Annotated in this window: 12 protein-coding genes, 2 tRNA genes and 3 rRNA genes; 12 read left to right on the plus strand and 5 right to left on the minus strand. The window is 44.6% G+C overall.

Translation table 11 applies throughout. The annotated features are described in order from the left end of the window. Nucleotides 1-120 precede the first annotated feature (120 nt). Nucleotides 121-840: an SDR family oxidoreductase gene (locus NSQ72_RS00960; RefSeq protein WP_341083049.1), complete on the plus strand. Its 720-nt coding sequence runs from the start codon at nt 121-123 to the stop codon at nt 838-840. A 145-nt stretch (nt 841-985) separates the two neighbouring features. On the opposite strand, the gene NSQ72_RS00965 is transcribed toward NSQ72_RS00960, so the two are convergent. Further along, nucleotides 986-1,420, minus strand: coding sequence for a DUF4825 domain-containing protein (locus tag NSQ72_RS00965; RefSeq protein ID WP_341083050.1), 435 nt, complete (start codon nt 1,418-1,420; stop codon nt 986-988). A 152-nt stretch (nt 1,421-1,572) separates the two neighbouring features. Between NSQ72_RS00965 and NSQ72_RS00970 the strand changes: the two genes are divergently transcribed. From NSQ72_RS00970 to NSQ72_RS00980, 3 genes are all read left to right on the plus strand, one after another. Beyond that, entirely contained in the window at nt 1,573-2,016 is a 444-nt protein-coding gene (locus tag NSQ72_RS00970) for a DUF2521 family protein (protein WP_047203791.1), read from the plus strand. A gap of 58 nt (nt 2,017-2,074) precedes the next feature. Beyond that, nucleotides 2,075-2,788 carry an N-acetylmuramoyl-L-alanine amidase CwlD gene (gene cwlD, locus NSQ72_RS00975; protein WP_034283867.1) on the plus strand — a complete coding sequence of 238 codons (714 nt, stop codon included), beginning with the start codon at nt 2,075-2,077 and terminating at the stop codon, nt 2,786-2,788. Between the two features lie 103 nt (nt 2,789-2,891). After that, nucleotides 2,892-3,950: an Mrp/NBP35 family ATP-binding protein gene (locus NSQ72_RS00980; protein WP_341083053.1), complete on the plus strand. Its 1,059-nt coding sequence runs from the start codon at nt 2,892-2,894 to the stop codon at nt 3,948-3,950. A gap of 37 nt (nt 3,951-3,987) precedes the next feature. On the opposite strand, the gene gerD is transcribed toward NSQ72_RS00980, so the two are convergent. Further along, nucleotides 3,988-4,575: a spore germination lipoprotein GerD gene (gene gerD, locus NSQ72_RS00985; RefSeq protein ID WP_039176014.1), complete on the minus strand. Its 588-nt coding sequence runs from the start codon at nt 4,573-4,575 to the stop codon at nt 3,988-3,990. A gap of 90 nt (nt 4,576-4,665) precedes the next feature. Between gerD and NSQ72_RS00990 the strand changes: the two genes are divergently transcribed. After that, nucleotides 4,666-5,268: a KinB-signaling pathway activation protein gene (locus tag NSQ72_RS00990; protein WP_047203789.1), complete on the plus strand. Its 603-nt coding sequence runs from the start codon at nt 4,666-4,668 to the stop codon at nt 5,266-5,268. On the opposite strand, the gene pdaB is transcribed toward NSQ72_RS00990, so the two are convergent. Next, nucleotides 5,261-6,025 carry a polysaccharide deacetylase family sporulation protein PdaB gene (pdaB, locus tag NSQ72_RS00995; protein WP_039176021.1) on the minus strand — a complete coding sequence of 255 codons (765 nt, stop codon included), beginning with the start codon at nt 6,023-6,025 and terminating at the stop codon, nt 5,261-5,263. The genes NSQ72_RS00990 and pdaB overlap by 8 nt on opposite strands. Before the next feature lie 377 nt (nt 6,026-6,402). Here pdaB and NSQ72_RS01000 point away from each other — a divergent pair. From NSQ72_RS01000 to NSQ72_RS01020, 5 genes are all read left to right on the plus strand, one after another. Beyond that, nucleotides 6,403-7,951 (plus strand): 16S ribosomal RNA (locus NSQ72_RS01000). A 182-nt stretch (nt 7,952-8,133) separates the two neighbouring features. Continuing rightward, nucleotides 8,134-11,064 (plus strand): 23S ribosomal RNA (locus NSQ72_RS01005). Between the two features lie 61 nt (nt 11,065-11,125). Further along, a 5S ribosomal RNA gene (rrf, locus tag NSQ72_RS01010) occupies nt 11,126-11,241 on the plus strand. Together the 16S, 23S and 5S rRNA genes with 2 tRNA genes alongside form the textbook arrangement of a ribosomal RNA operon. A 42-nt stretch (nt 11,242-11,283) precedes the next feature. Further along, a tRNA-Asn gene (locus tag NSQ72_RS01015) sits at nt 11,284-11,358 on the plus strand. 1 nt (nt 11,359) lies between these two features. Continuing rightward, nucleotides 11,360-11,432: transfer RNA gene (locus NSQ72_RS01020), tRNA-Thr, on the plus strand. Here the strand turns inward: NSQ72_RS01020 and NSQ72_RS01025 are convergent. Further along, nucleotides 11,406-11,576, minus strand: coding sequence for a hypothetical protein (locus NSQ72_RS01025; protein WP_341083057.1), 171 nt, complete (start codon nt 11,574-11,576; stop codon nt 11,406-11,408). The genes NSQ72_RS01020 and NSQ72_RS01025 overlap by 27 nt on opposite strands. Before the next feature lie 202 nt (nt 11,577-11,778). On the opposite strand from NSQ72_RS01025, the gene NSQ72_RS01030 reads away from it, so the two are divergent. Continuing rightward, a complete protein-coding gene (locus tag NSQ72_RS01030; RefSeq protein WP_341083059.1) occupies nt 11,779-13,218 on the plus strand; it encodes a SulP family inorganic anion transporter in 1,440 nt (479 codons plus the stop codon). A gap of 61 nt (nt 13,219-13,279) precedes the next feature. Next, nucleotides 13,280-14,245, plus strand: a complete 966-nt coding sequence (locus NSQ72_RS01035; RefSeq protein ID WP_228285985.1) for a bile acid:sodium symporter family protein — start codon at nt 13,280-13,282, stop codon at nt 14,243-14,245. Between the two features lie 41 nt (nt 14,246-14,286). Here NSQ72_RS01035 and NSQ72_RS01040 read toward each other — a convergent pair whose 3' ends face one another. After that, a complete protein-coding gene (locus tag NSQ72_RS01040) occupies nt 14,287-15,495 on the minus strand; it encodes an exo-beta-N-acetylmuramidase NamZ family protein (protein WP_445285751.1) in 1,209 nt (402 codons plus the stop codon). Nucleotides 15,496-15,505 lie beyond the last annotated feature (10 nt).

The raw sequence follows: 15,505 nt of genomic DNA on the forward strand, positions 1-15,505 counted from the left end.
TAAGCTAAGAAAAGTACGTTAGCTTTCATGGGAAAACTTAAAAACTGCACCACCTTTTGAGATAAAAATCCATTATTGTGATGTCAATAATTTAATAAAAAAATAAGAGGGGGTTATCAGGTGAAAAAAGTAGTTATAATTACAGGAGCTAGTAGTGGAATTGGTCATGAAACAGCAGTTTATTTGTCTCAAAAAGGTTTTGATGTTGTACTTGTTGCGAGAAATAAGGAGAAGCTTTATAATGTTGCGCAGGAAATAAAGAAGCTTGGTGGCCGTCCGTTAATAATTCCAATAGATGTTTCCAAAATTGAGGAATTTGAAAAAATGATTGAAATTGTGATGGAGGGATATGGTAAAATAGATGTCTTAATAAACAATGCTGGTTTAATGCCTTTATCATTAATAAAAGATGGAAAACTTCAAAAATGGCACAATGCTGTTGATGTAAACATTAAAGGTGTAATTAATGGAGTAAGCCTAGTCTTACCGTACATGCGATCTGTGAATAAGGGCATTATAATAAATATAGGTTCTACAGTTAGTCAAGAAGTCCCTCCTTATGGAGTTATTTATAGTGCTACAAAAAATGCTGTAAAAGTCATTTCAGAAGGGCTATACAAGGAATTGGCGATGGAACAATCAAATGTAAGAGTAGCTCATTTATCTTTAGGGCCGACAGATACAGACATAATAAATAATAGTAATGATTTATCGATTGCAGAACAATTCAAACATTTTAAAGTGAGCAAATTTACTCCTTGTGATATTGCTGAGTTAATTTATCGAGTTATAGAAGATAATCCAACTAATCGATTTACTGATATAACAACTTATCCCTGATTTGTTCATTTGTAGACATTTAAATAAATATTAAAACCCTTTGATTTTAGGCTCCTTTCCATGGTAATCATTTTATGGTCTTTCATATACAAGTCCTTTCTGCCAAAGCTTTGTATTGCATGTCTTAAATGAGTAAGTAGCTTTTTTACTGTTTTCTTTTAAACGTGACGGAAGGTTCATCTTTAGAGCTCATATTAAGTGTTACTTGCTCTACGTTATCGACAAGAATATAAAGTGCGATTGCGTTGTATAAATACGTTTTTTCGATCGTGTCCTTTTGATCAAACCAGAAGGCGTCAAACTGTTCTTCTGTATAGCTGTCATTTTCTTTTGCCCCATATGTGACGTTTAATGCTTTTCCATCGATGATTTCAAATTCACGAATTACGCCTCCAGGAAGTTTTGATAAGATTTCACGAATGGCTGAATTGTCACCGAGATACGTGTTTTTGTGGTTTGAAAGTTGTTTTAAGGATATGTCTTCTATTCCTTTTATATCGCTCTTTTTCTCTGTGGCTTGAATGCTGCATGCAGATAGGGCGACTGTTAATAGCAGCAGGATATACATCCATTTCTTCATTGATTTTGCTCCTTTAGCATTCTTTCTATATGTAAATGTCTATTTTATCACAATTTTCCATTTCGATCGTTCACTGAACGTCATTTCCATTTACTGAACTGCATGTTTTGTTCAAACCAACGAACAATACAAAGAAAAAAGGAGTTCAGTCCATGGCAGAAGTGCTTTCATTTTATCAACTGAAAACAAAACGAGATGTCACGCTTGAAAAGAAGCTTTTGCGTACATTGTCTCTTCAACAAGTAACGGCTGCTTCCGAGAAATTCACGAAGAAGCTGTTTCCATTTGCAGATGATCCAGCCGGTATTATGAGTGATGGCTGCATCGATTTCGCCATTGAAGCTTTTTTAGCTGGCGGGAGATATGGTGAGTCGAGTAAATACGGCGAATCGTTCGACGATATCAAGAAGCGGTCCTCTCAGGAGGAAGCTGAGCTGATTGAAGAGCTGGCAGGATGCTTGCAATCTTGGGGGAATATGTTCCGTATGGAGCGGAAGATGTCGTGTTTGTATCCATCTGCGAAAGAATTTTTAAGCATGTGGTGGCAGGAAGGCTTTCGTGAATCAGAAAAAAGACACAAGCTTCGGCTGCACTAAGCATATTTCCAGCCCTTGTCCCATATCTATAAAATAATGGTGTATGGGAGGGACAGGGATGAAAAGAAAGCTGAAGTGGACAGGGTTTTTAATTGGGTTTATTGTCCTCTTATTCTTATTCAGGTTTCAATTTCTAAATGATGATTCATGGAAATCGTGGAATTTGCCTCTAAGCGGGAAGATCATCTATTTAGATCCGGGTCACGGCGGTCCAGATGGCGGGGCTGTAGGAGGAGAGCTGCTTGAGAAAGAGATTGCACTGGATGTATCCATGAAGATACGTGACTATTTGCAGGAGCAGGGAGCGCTTGTTCTCATGACCCGAGAGGATGATTCTGATTTATCATCAAAGAATACAAGGGGATATGCCCGGAAGAAAGCGGAGGATTTAAGGAACCGCGTCAAAGTCATCAATGAGTCTGAAGCGGATCTCTATTTAAGCATTCATTTAAATGCGATACCATCTAACAAATGGAGCGGGGCTCAGACGTTTTTTTACGGAAAGTATGAAGAAAATGAAAAGGCAGCGAAGTTCATTCAAGATGAATTGCGCAGAAACCTTGAAAACACAGATCGAAAGGCGAAGCGGATCAACGGCATTTATTTAATGCAAAATGTCACAAAGCCAGGAGCTCTTGTGGAAATTGGATTTCTCTCCAATCCAAAAGAGGCTGGCCAGCTGGCAACACCTAAATATCAGGATCAAATTGCCGCCTCTATTTATAAAGGGATTTTAAGATATTTAACAGAGCAAAAAGAGCCGCCTGAATAAGGGGCTTTTTCCTTTTGATCGCAGGCAAACAGGACAGACATTGTAAGGATATGTATGATATACTTGGATTGTAAACGAATTCAATAAAGGGTGAGGTTCTGCTATGATCGGACAAGATGATGTGAGAAAACTAGTTGGGAAGATGGACGAACCTTTCCTTCATATACCGCTTGGTGAGCTGGATGCCATCAAGGAAATCAGCCTAAAGCCTGAGAAAGAGCATGTGAGCCTGAAGGTGGCTATTGCAAAAACAGGCACTGCTGAGCAGATGAAGCTGCAGCAAGACATCGTACAAGCCTTGAAATCAGCAGGCGCTAACACAGTAGGACTTCGTTTTGAGGAACTGCCTCAGGAAACACTTGAAAAGTTTATGCCATCACAAGAAGAGGAAGAAACCCTGCTTAACTCTAAAAACCCGCCTGAGTTCTTAGCGATTGCGAGTGGAAAGGGCGGCGTTGGTAAATCGACTGTTTCAGTTAACCTTGCTGTAGCGCTCGCTCGTCTAGGGAAAAATGTCGGGCTGATTGATGCTGATATTTATGGCTTTAGTGTACCGGATATGATGGGAATCACTGTCAGACCAACAGTTAAAGGGGAAAAAATTATTCCTGTGGAGCGCTTTGGAGTCAAAGTGATTTCAATGGGCTTTTTTGTTGAAGAAAATGCACCGGTAATTTGGAGAGGGCCGATGCTTGGAAAAATGTTAAATAACTTCTTCCACGAAGTTGAGTGGGGAGAATTAGATTACTTACTATTAGACCTTCCGCCTGGAACGGGAGATGTGGCGCTTGATATTCATACAATGCTGCCTAGCTGTAAAGAAATCATTGTTACTACACCGCATCCTACGGCTGCCTTCGTTGCAGCAAGAGCAGGCGCAATGGCACTGCAAACAGATCATGAGGTGCTCGGTGTCGTTGAGAATATGAGCTATTATGAAAGCAAAAAAACAGGTGAGAAGGAATACGTCTTTGGAAAAGGTGGCGGGGACAAGCTGGCTGAAGAGCTGCATGTATCAGTCCTTGGCCAAATTCCTTTAAGACAGCCTGATTGGAATGAGGATGATTTCGCGCCTTCTGTCTATGATGCAAGTCATCCGACAGGAGAAGTGTATCAACACATTGCGAATAAAGTCATTGAACAATTAGCAGTGAAAGCATAATGAAAGCCCGAGTGGATGAATGCCACTCGGGTGATGTTTAACTGTCGCTTCCTTCGCTGCCTTGCGATCCGGAATCACTGCTGCTTTCAGATGCTGCCTTTTTGAGCTCATCTTCGAATTTCTTCTTATAAAGAGGGCTGCTTAATGTTTCCGTAATGACTTTTTCTAAGTGCTTTCTAAACTCTTTGCTTTTTACCAGTTCACCGTATTTCTTTTCCATTTCAGGATCCTTGAGAATATCCATCATCAGCTGTTGATAGTCAGGATCCTTCATTAACTGTTTTAACATCCTTTCATGCTGTTGCTGCATGGATTTTGCGAAAGTCTCGGCAAATTTAGAATCCTCAAAGACCTTCTTCCAGAACTCTTTGCCTTTATCAGAAGTCAGTGTTTTCTCTATCGTTTTTTTCACAGTTTGTTCATCCATTACCAAAGCTTCATTCATTGCCTCGTCATTTAATAACTGTTGAATGGCCTTTTTACCGTCATCTGTCTTTAATATATCGACGACCATTTTTTTTGTTTCGTCATAGTCCATATTAGATGAGGATTGGGTTTTGGGAGCACAAGCTGTTAGAGATAAAAGAAGAAAACAGCTCACTATACGCAAGATGCCTTTTGACATACTGTGGCTCCTTTCGTTACATGTCTTACTTTTAATATGAATGTTTCACGTAAATTTATACATAACAAAAATAGGGGTTGGATCAATTCAATGAAAAGTCGGGATTTAGTTCGTTTTTTCTTCTCTGTGCTAGCTGTTGGAGCGGTCATTACAAGCGTGGTAGGCTTTGCGCTGGAGTGGGGAAAATATCAGAAGCTTTTTATATCGTTTGAAATTCTAGAGATCGCATCTGTGTTGTTTTGGTTCATTGGTGTAGGGATGATCTTTAGTGTCATTAGCCAGATGGGGTTTGTTGTCTTCTTGACGGTGCACCGATTTGCGTTAGAGATTTTCCGGTCACATTCTTTATGGAATACCATTCAGCTGTTTCTTGTGATTTTTGTGCTGTTTGATTTAGCTTACTTGCGATTTTTGTTTTTCGGGGAGAATGAATCATTTCTTCCATACTTGTGGCTGCCTTTATTTATCGGTGTGTTTGCTTTGATCGTGGCTTACTTTAAACAGCAGCAGTCCTCTAAGAAAACATTTATTTCTGCAATGTTTCTCATGGTCGTCATCACGTCGTTAGAATGGTTCCCGGCGCTCAGAGTCAATGAAGAGGACTGGCTGTATTTAATGCTATTCCCGCTATTAGGCTGTAATGCGTTTCAGCTGTTAGCGATGCCGCGGTTTTCAAAAGCGAAAGCTACTTAACTTCCGATGACTTTGTTTTCGTATTGGAGATCAGTTCGCCAACCGTCACATTTTTTAAATGCTTTTCTTTTATTTGTTTCAAAATAGCAGGTAAGGCTTGAGCGGTTTGGGTTGCTGAATCTGAGGCATGAAGGAGAACAATGTCCCCGCTTTTCATACGATCATTTACATTCTGAACAATCTGGTCGACCCCCGGATTCAGCCAATCCTGTGAATTAATGCTGTAATGAACAACGGTATAACCGTACTGAGTGGCAATTTTCAGTGCTGTTTCGTTAAACTGTCCAGTTGGCGGTCTTAATAGTTGAATGTCATCCAGTCCAAGCTTTTGAAATGTATTTTGTGCACGGACAAGATCTTGCTTGATTTCACTATCCTCAAGCTGGCTATAATTTTTATAAGCATAGCCGAGGCTTCCAATTTGATGGCCGTCCTCCTTAATTTGTTTCACGATATCAGGATGACGCTCAGCCCAAGAAGCAGACAGAAAGAAAGTGGCGTTCTTTATACCGTACTCTCGAAGAACATTTAAAATAGGAACAGCCTTCTCATCCCCCCAGCCAATATTAAAAGTGAGAGAGACATGCTTTGATGAAATCTCGCCTTTATAAATGGCTCGGGGTCCATGTTCAGTTTTAAATACCGACAGCGGCGGTGCCTTTTGTACATAAAAAAAGGTTGCAGCTGCAAGGGCTGCTACAAGAATAATGACAACTTGCTTCAGCCGTTTAATAGGCAACACATATAATCGACTCAATTCAAACACTCCTGCCTTGTCCAAGATTGTTACTTGATTGTATGCAGGACAAGGGTTTAAGATGCTTAATAAAACTATTTCAAAAAAAGTTTTGAAAAGGCGTTGACCGATAGAATGTTTTCGTGATATATTATTAATCGTCGCTGACACACAGTGACAAACACAAAACGCTTCGGGAAATAAACTTTAAAAAAGTTGTTGACATAAGATGAAGCGAAATGTTATATTATTAAAGCCGCTAAGAACGGCGAAGATGATCTTTGAAAACTAAACAAGACAAAACGTACCTGTTAATTCGAATTTTTATAAAAAATCCTATGATACTTCATAGGTAGTCAGTCAAACGCTGACGAAAAACAAAACTTCGGTTTTGTACTTTTTCGGAGAGTTTGATCCTGGCTCAGGACGAACGCTGGCGGCGTGCCTAATACATGCAAGTCGAGCGGACAGAAGGGAGCTTGCTCCCGGATGTTAGCGGCGGACGGGTGAGTAACACGTGGGTAACCTGCCTGTAAGACTGGGATAACTCCGGGAAACCGGAGCTAATACCGGATAGTTCCTTGAACCGCATGGTTCAAGGATGAAAGACGGTTTCGGCTGTCACTTACAGATGGACCCGCGGCGCATTAGCTAGTTGGTGAGGTAATGGCTCACCAAGGCGACGATGCGTAGCCGACCTGAGAGGGTGATCGGCCACACTGGGACTGAGACACGGCCCAGACTCCTACGGGAGGCAGCAGTAGGGAATCTTCCGCAATGGACGAAAGTCTGACGGAGCAACGCCGCGTGAGTGATGAAGGTTTTCGGATCGTAAAGCTCTGTTGTTAGGGAAGAACAAGTGCGAGAGTAACTGCTCGCACCTTGACGGTACCTAACCAGAAAGCCACGGCTAACTACGTGCCAGCAGCCGCGGTAATACGTAGGTGGCAAGCGTTGTCCGGAATTATTGGGCGTAAAGGGCTCGCAGGCGGTTTCTTAAGTCTGATGTGAAAGCCCCCGGCTCAACCGGGGAGGGTCATTGGAAACTGGGAAACTTGAGTGCAGAAGAGGAGAGTGGAATTCCACGTGTAGCGGTGAAATGCGTAGAGATGTGGAGGAACACCAGTGGCGAAGGCGACTCTCTGGTCTGTAACTGACGCTGAGGAGCGAAAGCGTGGGGAGCGAACAGGATTAGATACCCTGGTAGTCCACGCCGTAAACGATGAGTGCTAAGTGTTAGGGGGTTTCCGCCCCTTAGTGCTGCAGCTAACGCATTAAGCACTCCGCCTGGGGAGTACGGTCGCAAGACTGAAACTCAAAGGAATTGACGGGGGCCCGCACAAGCGGTGGAGCATGTGGTTTAATTCGAAGCAACGCGAAGAACCTTACCAGGTCTTGACATCCTCTGACAACCCTAGAGATAGGGCTTTCCCTTCGGGGACAGAGTGACAGGTGGTGCATGGTTGTCGTCAGCTCGTGTCGTGAGATGTTGGGTTAAGTCCCGCAACGAGCGCAACCCTTGATCTTAGTTGCCAGCATTCAGTTGGGCACTCTAAGGTGACTGCCGGTGACAAACCGGAGGAAGGTGGGGATGACGTCAAATCATCATGCCCCTTATGACCTGGGCTACACACGTGCTACAATGGACAGAACAAAGGGCTGCAAGACCGCAAGGTTTAGCCAATCCCATAAATCTGTTCTCAGTTCGGATCGCAGTCTGCAACTCGACTGCGTGAAGCTGGAATCGCTAGTAATCGCGGATCAGCATGCCGCGGTGAATACGTTCCCGGGCCTTGTACACACCGCCCGTCACACCACGAGAGTTTGCAACACCCGAAGTCGGTGAGGTAACCTTTATGGAGCCAGCCGCCGAAGGTGGGGCAGATGATTGGGGTGAAGTCGTAACAAGGTAGCCGTATCGGAAGGTGCGGCTGGATCACCTCCTTTCTAAGGATATATGGAGCAGCGTACGTTTTCGTCTTGTTTAGTTTTGAAGGATCATTCCTTCAAAACATGTCTCTATCGAGACAGGATTGTTCTTTGAAAACTAGATAACAATAAGTAATACATTCACATTGAATGCAATGCAAAGTTCATCACACATAGTGATTCTTTCTAAAGTAAGAAATGGTTAAGTTAGAAAGGGCGCACGGTGGATGCCTTGGCACTAGGAGCCGATGAAGGACGGGACGAACACCGATATGCTTCGGGGAGCTGTAAGCAAGCTTTGATCCGGAGATTTCCGAATGGGGAAACCCACTGCTCGTAATGGAGTAGTATCCATACTTGAATACATAGAGTATGAGAAGGCATACCCGGGGAACTGAAACATCTAAGTACCCGGAGGAAGAGAAAGCAAATGCGATTCCCTGAGTAGCGGCGAGCGAAACGGGAACAGCCCAAACCAAGAGGCTTGCCTCTTGGGGTTGTAGGACACTCTATACGGAGTTACAAAGGAACGATATAAGCGAAGAGGTCTGGAAAGGCCCGCCAAAGAAGGTAACAGCCCTGTAACTGAAATGTTGTTCTCTCCAGAGTGGATCCTGAGTACGGCGGAACACGTGAAATTCCGTCGGAATCCGGGAGGACCATCTCCCAAGGCTAAATACTCCCTAGTGACCGATAGTGAACCAGTACCGTGAGGGAAAGGTGAAAAGCACCCCGGAAGGGGAGTGAAATAGATCCTGAAACCGTGTGCCTACAAGTAGTCAGAGCCCGTTAACGGGTGATGGCGTGCCTTTTGTAGAATGAACCGGCGAGTTACGATCCCGTGCAAGGTTAAGCAGAAGATGCGGAGCCGCAGCGAAAGCGAGTCTGAATAGGGCGCATGAGTACGTGGTCGTAGACCCGAAACCAGGTGATCTACCCATGTCCAGGGTGAAGTTCAGGTAACACTGAATGGAGGCCCGAACCCACGCACGTTGAAAAGTGCGGGGATGAGGTGTGGGTAGGGGTGAAATGCCAATCGAACCTGGAGATAGCTGGTTCTCTCCGAAATAGCTTTAGGGCTAGCCTCAAGGTAAGAGTCTCGGAGGTAGAGCACTGATTGGACTAGGGGCCCCTACCGGGTTACCGAATTCAGTCAAACTCCGAATGCCGATGACTTATCCTTGGGAGTCAGACTGCGAGTGATAAGATCCGTAGTCGAAAGGGAAACAGCCCAGACCGCCAGCTAAGGTCCCAAAGTATACGTTAAGTGGAAAAGGATGTGGAGTTGCTTAGACAACCAGGATGTTGGCTTAGAAGCAGCCACCATTTAAAGAGTGCGTAATAGCTCACTGGTCGAGTGACTCTGCGCCGAAAATGTACCGGGGCTAAACGTATCACCGAAGCTGCGGACTGTTCTTACGAACAGTGGTAGGAGAGCGTTCTAAGGGCTGTGAAGCCAGACCGGAAGGACTGGTGGAGCGCTTAGAAGTGAGAATGCCGGTATGAGTAGCGAAAGACGGGTGAGAATCCCGTCCACCGAATGCCTAAGGTTTCCTGAGGAAGGCTCGTCCGCTCAGGGTTAGTCGGGACCTAAGCCGAGGCCGAAAGGCGTAGGCGATGGACAACAGGTTGATATTCCTGTACCACCTCCTCACCATTTGAGCAATGGGGGGACGCAGGAGGATAGGGTAAGCGCGGTATTGGATATCCGCGTCCAAGCAGTTAGGCTGGGAAATAGGCAAATCCGTTTCCCGTAAAGGCTGAGCTGTGATGGCGAGCGAAATTTAGTAGCGAAGTTCCTGATTCCACACTGCCAAGAAAAGCCTCTAGCGAGGTGAGAGGTGCCCGTACCGCAAACCGACACAGGTAGGCGAGGAGAGAATCCTAAGGTGATCGAGAGAACTCTCGTTAAGGAACTCGGCAAAATGACCCCGTAACTTCGGGAGAAGGGGTGCTTCTTAGGGTGTTAAAGCCCCGAGAAGCCGCAGTGAATAGGCCCAGGCGACTGTTTAGCAAAAACACAGGTCTCTGCGAAGCCGTAAGGCGAAGTATAGGGGCTGACGCCTGCCCGGTGCTGGAAGGTTAAGAGGAGCGCTTAGCGTAAGCGAAGGTGCGAATTGAAGCCCCAGTAAACGGCGGCCGTAACTATAACGGTCCTAAGGTAGCGAAATTCCTTGTCGGGTAAGTTCCGACCCGCACGAAAGGCGCAACGATCTGGGCACTGTCTCAACGAGAGACTCGGTGAAATTATAGTACCTGTGAAGATGCAGGTTACCCGCGACAGGACGGAAAGACCCCGTGGAGCTTTACTGCAGCCTGATATTGAATGTTGGTACAGCTTGTACAGGATAGGTAGGAGCCTTGGAAACCGGAGCGCTAGCTTCGGTGGAGGCATCGGTGGGATACTACCCTGGCTGTATTGACCTTCTAACCCGCTGCCCTTATCGGGCAGGGAGACAGTGTCAGGTGGGCAGTTTGACTGGGGCGGTCGCCTCCTAAAATGTAACGGAGGCGCCCAAAGGTTCCCTCAGAATGGTTGGAAATCATTCGCAGAGTGTAAAGGCACAAGGGAGCTTGACTGCGAGACCTACAAGTCGAGCAGGGACGAAAGTCGGGCTTAGTGATCCGGTGGTTCCGCATGGAAGGGCCATCGCTCAACGGATAAAAGCTACCCCGGGGATAACAGGCTTATCTCCCCCAAGAGTCCACATCGACGGGGAGGTTTGGCACCTCGATGTCGGCTCATCGCATCCTGGGGCTGTAGTCGGTCCCAAGGGTTGGGCTGTTCGCCCATTAAAGCGGTACGCGAGCTGGGTTCAGAACGTCGTGAGACAGTTCGGTCCCTATCCGTCGCGGGCGCAGGAAATTTGAGAGGAGCTGTCCTTAGTACGAGAGGACCGGGATGGACGCACCGCTGGTGTACCAGTTGTTCTGCCAAGGGCATCGCTGGGTAGCTATGTGCGGACGGGATAAGTGCTGAAAGCATCTAAGCATGAAGCCCCCCTCAAGATGAGATTTCCCATTCCGCAAGGAAGTAAGATCCCTGAAAGATGATCAGGTTGATAGGTCTGAGGTGGAAGCGTGGTGACACGTGGAGCTGACAGATACTAATAGATCGAGGACTTAACCTATATTCATTTGTGAAGCATGAACATTGTTATCTAGTTTTGAGAGAACATTCTCTCCATCAGGTTTGGTGGCGATAGCGAAGAGGTCACACCCGTTCCCATACCGAACACGGAAGTTAAGCTCTTCAGCGCCGATGGTAGTTGGGGGTTTCCCCCTGTGAGAGTAGGACGCCGCCAAGCTTTTTGTTTATATCCTTCCAATGGAAGAAGTTACTTTATCATTCCGCAGTAGCTCAGTGGTAGAGCTATCGGCTGTTAACCGATCGGTCGTAGGTTCGAGTCCTACCTGCGGAGCCATGCTTCCATAGCTCAGTAGGTAGAGCACTTCCATGGTAAGGAAGAGGTCAGCGGTTCGAGCCCGCTTGGAAGCTTTCCTCTATATGTTGATATGACAAGGTTTCTCGATGATGAGAAGGCTTTTTTTGTTTGTTTACATATATACTGAATTGCTCAATGATCAGTAGACTGATGACATTAGGAAAGCGAATAAAACGGCTTGCATAGTATTGTTGCATCGCTTTTTCCTTCTTTTTGTTCTTGATTCTTCATTCTCTTTCTTTTATTCTTACTAAAGTGATATCCTCTATATCAAAAGACTCTGTACGTTCCTCTTTTCCCCCGAAAGTGAAGTATCGTTTGTTTTCCCTTTCTTTATCTCCAGGTATAGTTGATCTTCTTTTTCCATGTACGGTATGTATATAAAAAGGAGTAGATGGTTTGAAAGATTTATTTGTAAATCAAGAATGGTTTGGACATGTACGTCAGGACGTGCTTGCGGGTATATTAGTCGCACTGGCTTTAATTCCTGAGGCAATTGCGTTTTCGATTATTGCGGGCGTTGATCCGAAGGTCGGCTTGTATGCATCATTTTGTATCGCGATTGTGATTTCGTTTGTTGGTGGACGCCCAGGCATGATTTCGGCTGCAACAGGGGCTATGGCTCTCGTCATGGTTAACTTGGTCGCTGATCATGGTTTGCAATATTTGTTTGCAGCTACGATTTTGACGGGTTTGATTCAAATTGTGTTTGGATTGTGCCGAGTGTCTCGTTTGATGAAATTTATTCCGAGGTCCGTAATGGTTGGTTTTGTCAATGCGTTGGCTATTATGATTTTCACGGCTCAGCTTCCACATTTCGTTGGGGAATCAATGGTCATGTATATGATGACAGGTGGTGCCTTGCTGATCATTTATTTATTGCCTATGGTTATAAAGGTGATACCTTCCCCACTCATAGCCATTATTGTAATGACGATAATTGCTGTATTTGGACATATTGATGTTAGAACTGTTGGAGATATGGGAGAGCTTCCAAGTTCTTTGCCTGTTTTTCTGATTCCTCAGGTTCCGTTTAGCTGGGAAACACTTGCTATTATTTTTCCTTATTCTTTAGCACTTGCGATGGTTGGTTTACTTGAGTCTCTTTTAACCGCACAGATTGTCGATGATATGACAGAGACGTCTAGTAATAAGAACAAGGAAGCGAGAGGTCAAGGGATTGCCAATGTGGTTGCGGGATTCTTTGGTGGTATGGCTGGCTGTGCGATGATTGGCCAATCTGTGATTAATACGAAGGCAGGAGGACGAGGCCGGCTTTCTACCTTTGTAGCGGGTGCTTTTTTAATGGTGTTGATTTTTGTACTAGGTGATGTCGTGGTTCAAATTCCGATGGCTGCTCTAGTGGCTGTGATGTTCATGGTTTCCATTGGCACATTTGATTGGAGTTCCTTTCAGCAGCTAAAAAAGAATCCGAAAACAGATTCTATTGTGATGGTTGTCACGGTCATGACGGTGGTGTTGACTCATGATTTATCAAAAGGTGTTTTTGCAGGTGTACTGCTTAGTGCGATATTCTTTGTCGCAAAGATATCGAAGCTCCATATTACGTCTAAAGAAAGCCAGGCAGGTACTTGGGTATATCGAGTTAAAGGGCAAATTTTCTTTGCTTCTGTCACTGACTTGATCCAAGCTTTCCATCAGGGGAAAGAACTCCAATCTGTTGTAATTGATTTGTCTGAAGCACGTATATGGGATGAATCAGGCGTAGCAGCGATAGAACGTATAAAGGAAAGGTATCAAGCAAATGGCGTCCAGGTGGACGTAGTTGGAATGGATACATCAAGTCAAAAGCTTGTGAAACAAGTGAATGGTTCTTAAAAAGGCCTTTCTGTCTGTTACAATAGAAAAGGTAAGAAAGTGAAGGATGGAGGTGGCCGGCATGCTTTTGCGTTTGAATCAAGTGCTCGGCCGGATGATGCCGCTCATTACACCTTTTAGTGTGTTACTCGGTGTTTTATTGGCGGCTTACTTAAAGGATTATACGTTTTTAGTGCCATGGGTATTTGCTGTGATGACCTTTGCAGGGAGTTTGTCTTCTACTTTTTCGGCTTTAAAGCATACGGTGATGCACCCATTGCCTTTGATTTTATCGTTTATGATTTTGCATGTGTTGATGCCTCTTTATGCTTGGTCAGCGGGACATCTCATATTTGCGGGAGATGCCATGACGATCACTGGTTTGACACTTGCAATGGTGATTCCCACAGGAGTCTCTAGTTTAATATGGGCGGCAATGTATAAAGGGAATGTTGGATTAACGTTATCCATTATTTTAATTGATACAATGCTTTCGCCATTAATTGTGCCAGCCAGTTTGTCACTTTTGGCCGGTACACAAGTTCATATGGACATGGTGGCGATCATGAAAGGGCTGTTTGGGATGGTGGTGCTTCCATCTATTTTAGGTATGCTTGTTCGTCACTATGCAAAGCCTGATGTGACGAAAAAGATCAGTCAGACACTGTCACCTTTTTCAAAAATAGGCTTGTTTGTAGTGGTGTCGATTAACAGTTCTGTTGTTGCGCCATACTTGCGTGAACTGGATGGCGCATTTTTTAGCAAAGCAGCGACGGTGTTTCTCATCGCGATGAGCGGTTATGCGTTTGCATGGTTGATTGGGAAGGCGATGAAATGTACTCAAGGGGAGATTGTGGCCATCGTGTATACGGGCGGTATGAGAAACATTAGTGCGGGGGCTGTGCTTGCCATTAGCTTTTTCCCGCCTGCTGTCGCTGTTCCTGTAGTGATTGGCATGCTGTTTCAGCAAGTGCTTGCTGCCTTATTTGGCTTCTTACTCAATCGTTTTGAGTTGAAAGCACCTGCTGTGACCAAATCTTTCTCATGAAAAACCCTCCATCTATCAAAGGATGGAGGGTTTTTTGTGATTTAATAGATGAGATATTTTTTTCGCTTCTTTTCGAATGTTTTGAGGTCATGATGATAACGTTTCATGATGTGTTTGACGGAAGTTCCTTTTTTGATTTCTTCTTTCATCCAGCCATTCCCGATGAGTTTGTCAAAGCTGCCTGTTTGAAGGAACTGAAAGTCGTTCGGATATAAATCATGTATTGCTGTGATGATGGATAACCCCGTTTTCACCGCTTCGAAGGATGAGCGGTCTGTGACGTATAACTGCACACCGTGAGATAGTGTACCGGCATGTTTAGAAAATGTGGGGGTGAATGACACAGGTCTAAATTGAACGCCTTTTAGTTTTAGCTGATTTAAATGATCTGCCAGCTCGCTGCTATTGATATATGGTGCACCAATGAGCTCGAATGGTTTTGTCGTTCCTCTGCCTTCAGAGACATTTGTGCCTTCAATTAATCCTGTGGCAGGATATACAAAGGTACTATCCACTGTTGGCATGTTAGGGGAAGGAAGGACGAACGGCAGCTTCGTGTCATCAAATGTCATGGACCGCTTCCAATTCTTCATTTTGATGACTGTTACATCAGCATTGATATGAAACTCTTTGTTAAACAGTTTTGCAAGCTCACCAGTAGTCATTCCATGTCTTAGCGGGATTGGATAGAGCCCTACAAATGAGGCGTGTTCAGGCTCTAAAACAGGTCCTTCTACTTTTAGTCCGCCAATGGGATTTGGGCGGTCTAGGACAACAAAGGGAATGTTGTTTTCTTTAGCGGCTTCCATCGCATAGGCCATTGTGTAAATATAGGTGTAATAACGAGTACCAACGTCTTGAATATCAAACAGCAGGACATCTACATTTTTTAGCATTTCAGGAGTTGGTTTTCTTGTTTTTCCATAAAGAGAGTAAACAGGAAGACCTGTTTTTTCATCGGTATAGGATTCGACACCTTCTCCTGCTTGTGCATCGCCGCGCACGCCGTGTTCAGGCCCATATAAAGCAGTGAGCTTGATATTTGGATGTTCAAATAGGAGGTCAACACTGCTTTTCATATTTGCATCAATGCCAGTCGGATTGGTAATGAGACCAACCCTTTTCCCTTTTAGCCATGAAAGATTGCTTGAGAGTAGTGTTTCGATCCCTGTTTTGACTGTTGCTTTTTTTCTTTTTGTGTCTGTTCGTTCTTGATCTGTGGGAGAGGCGGCGGTCAATGTGCTTATCATGAGAATGCTT

The organism is Bacillus sp. FSL R5-0659, from assembly GCF_038008785.1.
GTDB lineage: Bacteria > Bacillota > Bacilli > Bacillales > Bacillaceae > Bacillus > Bacillus safensis.

Coding starts and splice junctions, on each gene's coding strand:
- NSQ72_RS00965 (WP_341083050.1), bottom strand. CDS start 1,420: ATGAAGAAATGGATGTATATCCTGCTGCTATTAACAGTCGCCCTATCT.
- NSQ72_RS00970 (WP_047203791.1), top strand. CDS start 1,573: ATGGCAGAAGTGCTTTCATTTTATCAACTGAAAACAAAACGAGATGTC.
- cwlD (WP_034283867.1), top strand. CDS start 2,075: ATGAAAAGAAAGCTGAAGTGGACAGGGTTTTTAATTGGGTTTATTGTC.
- NSQ72_RS00980 (WP_341083053.1), top strand. CDS start 2,892: ATGATCGGACAAGATGATGTGAGAAAACTAGTTGGGAAGATGGACGAA.
- gerD (WP_039176014.1), bottom strand. CDS start 4,575: ATGTCAAAAGGCATCTTGCGTATAGTGAGCTGTTTTCTTCTTTTATCT.
- NSQ72_RS00990 (WP_047203789.1), top strand. CDS start 4,666: ATGAAAAGTCGGGATTTAGTTCGTTTTTTCTTCTCTGTGCTAGCTGTT.
- NSQ72_RS01025 (WP_341083057.1), bottom strand. CDS start 11,576: ATGCAACAATACTATGCAAGCCGTTTTATTCGCTTTCCTAATGTCATC.
- NSQ72_RS01035 (WP_228285985.1), top strand. CDS start 13,280: ATGCTTTTGCGTTTGAATCAAGTGCTCGGCCGGATGATGCCGCTCATT.
- NSQ72_RS01040 (WP_445285751.1), bottom strand. CDS start 15,495: ATGATAAGCACATTGACCGCCGCCTCTCCCACAGATCAAGAACGAACA.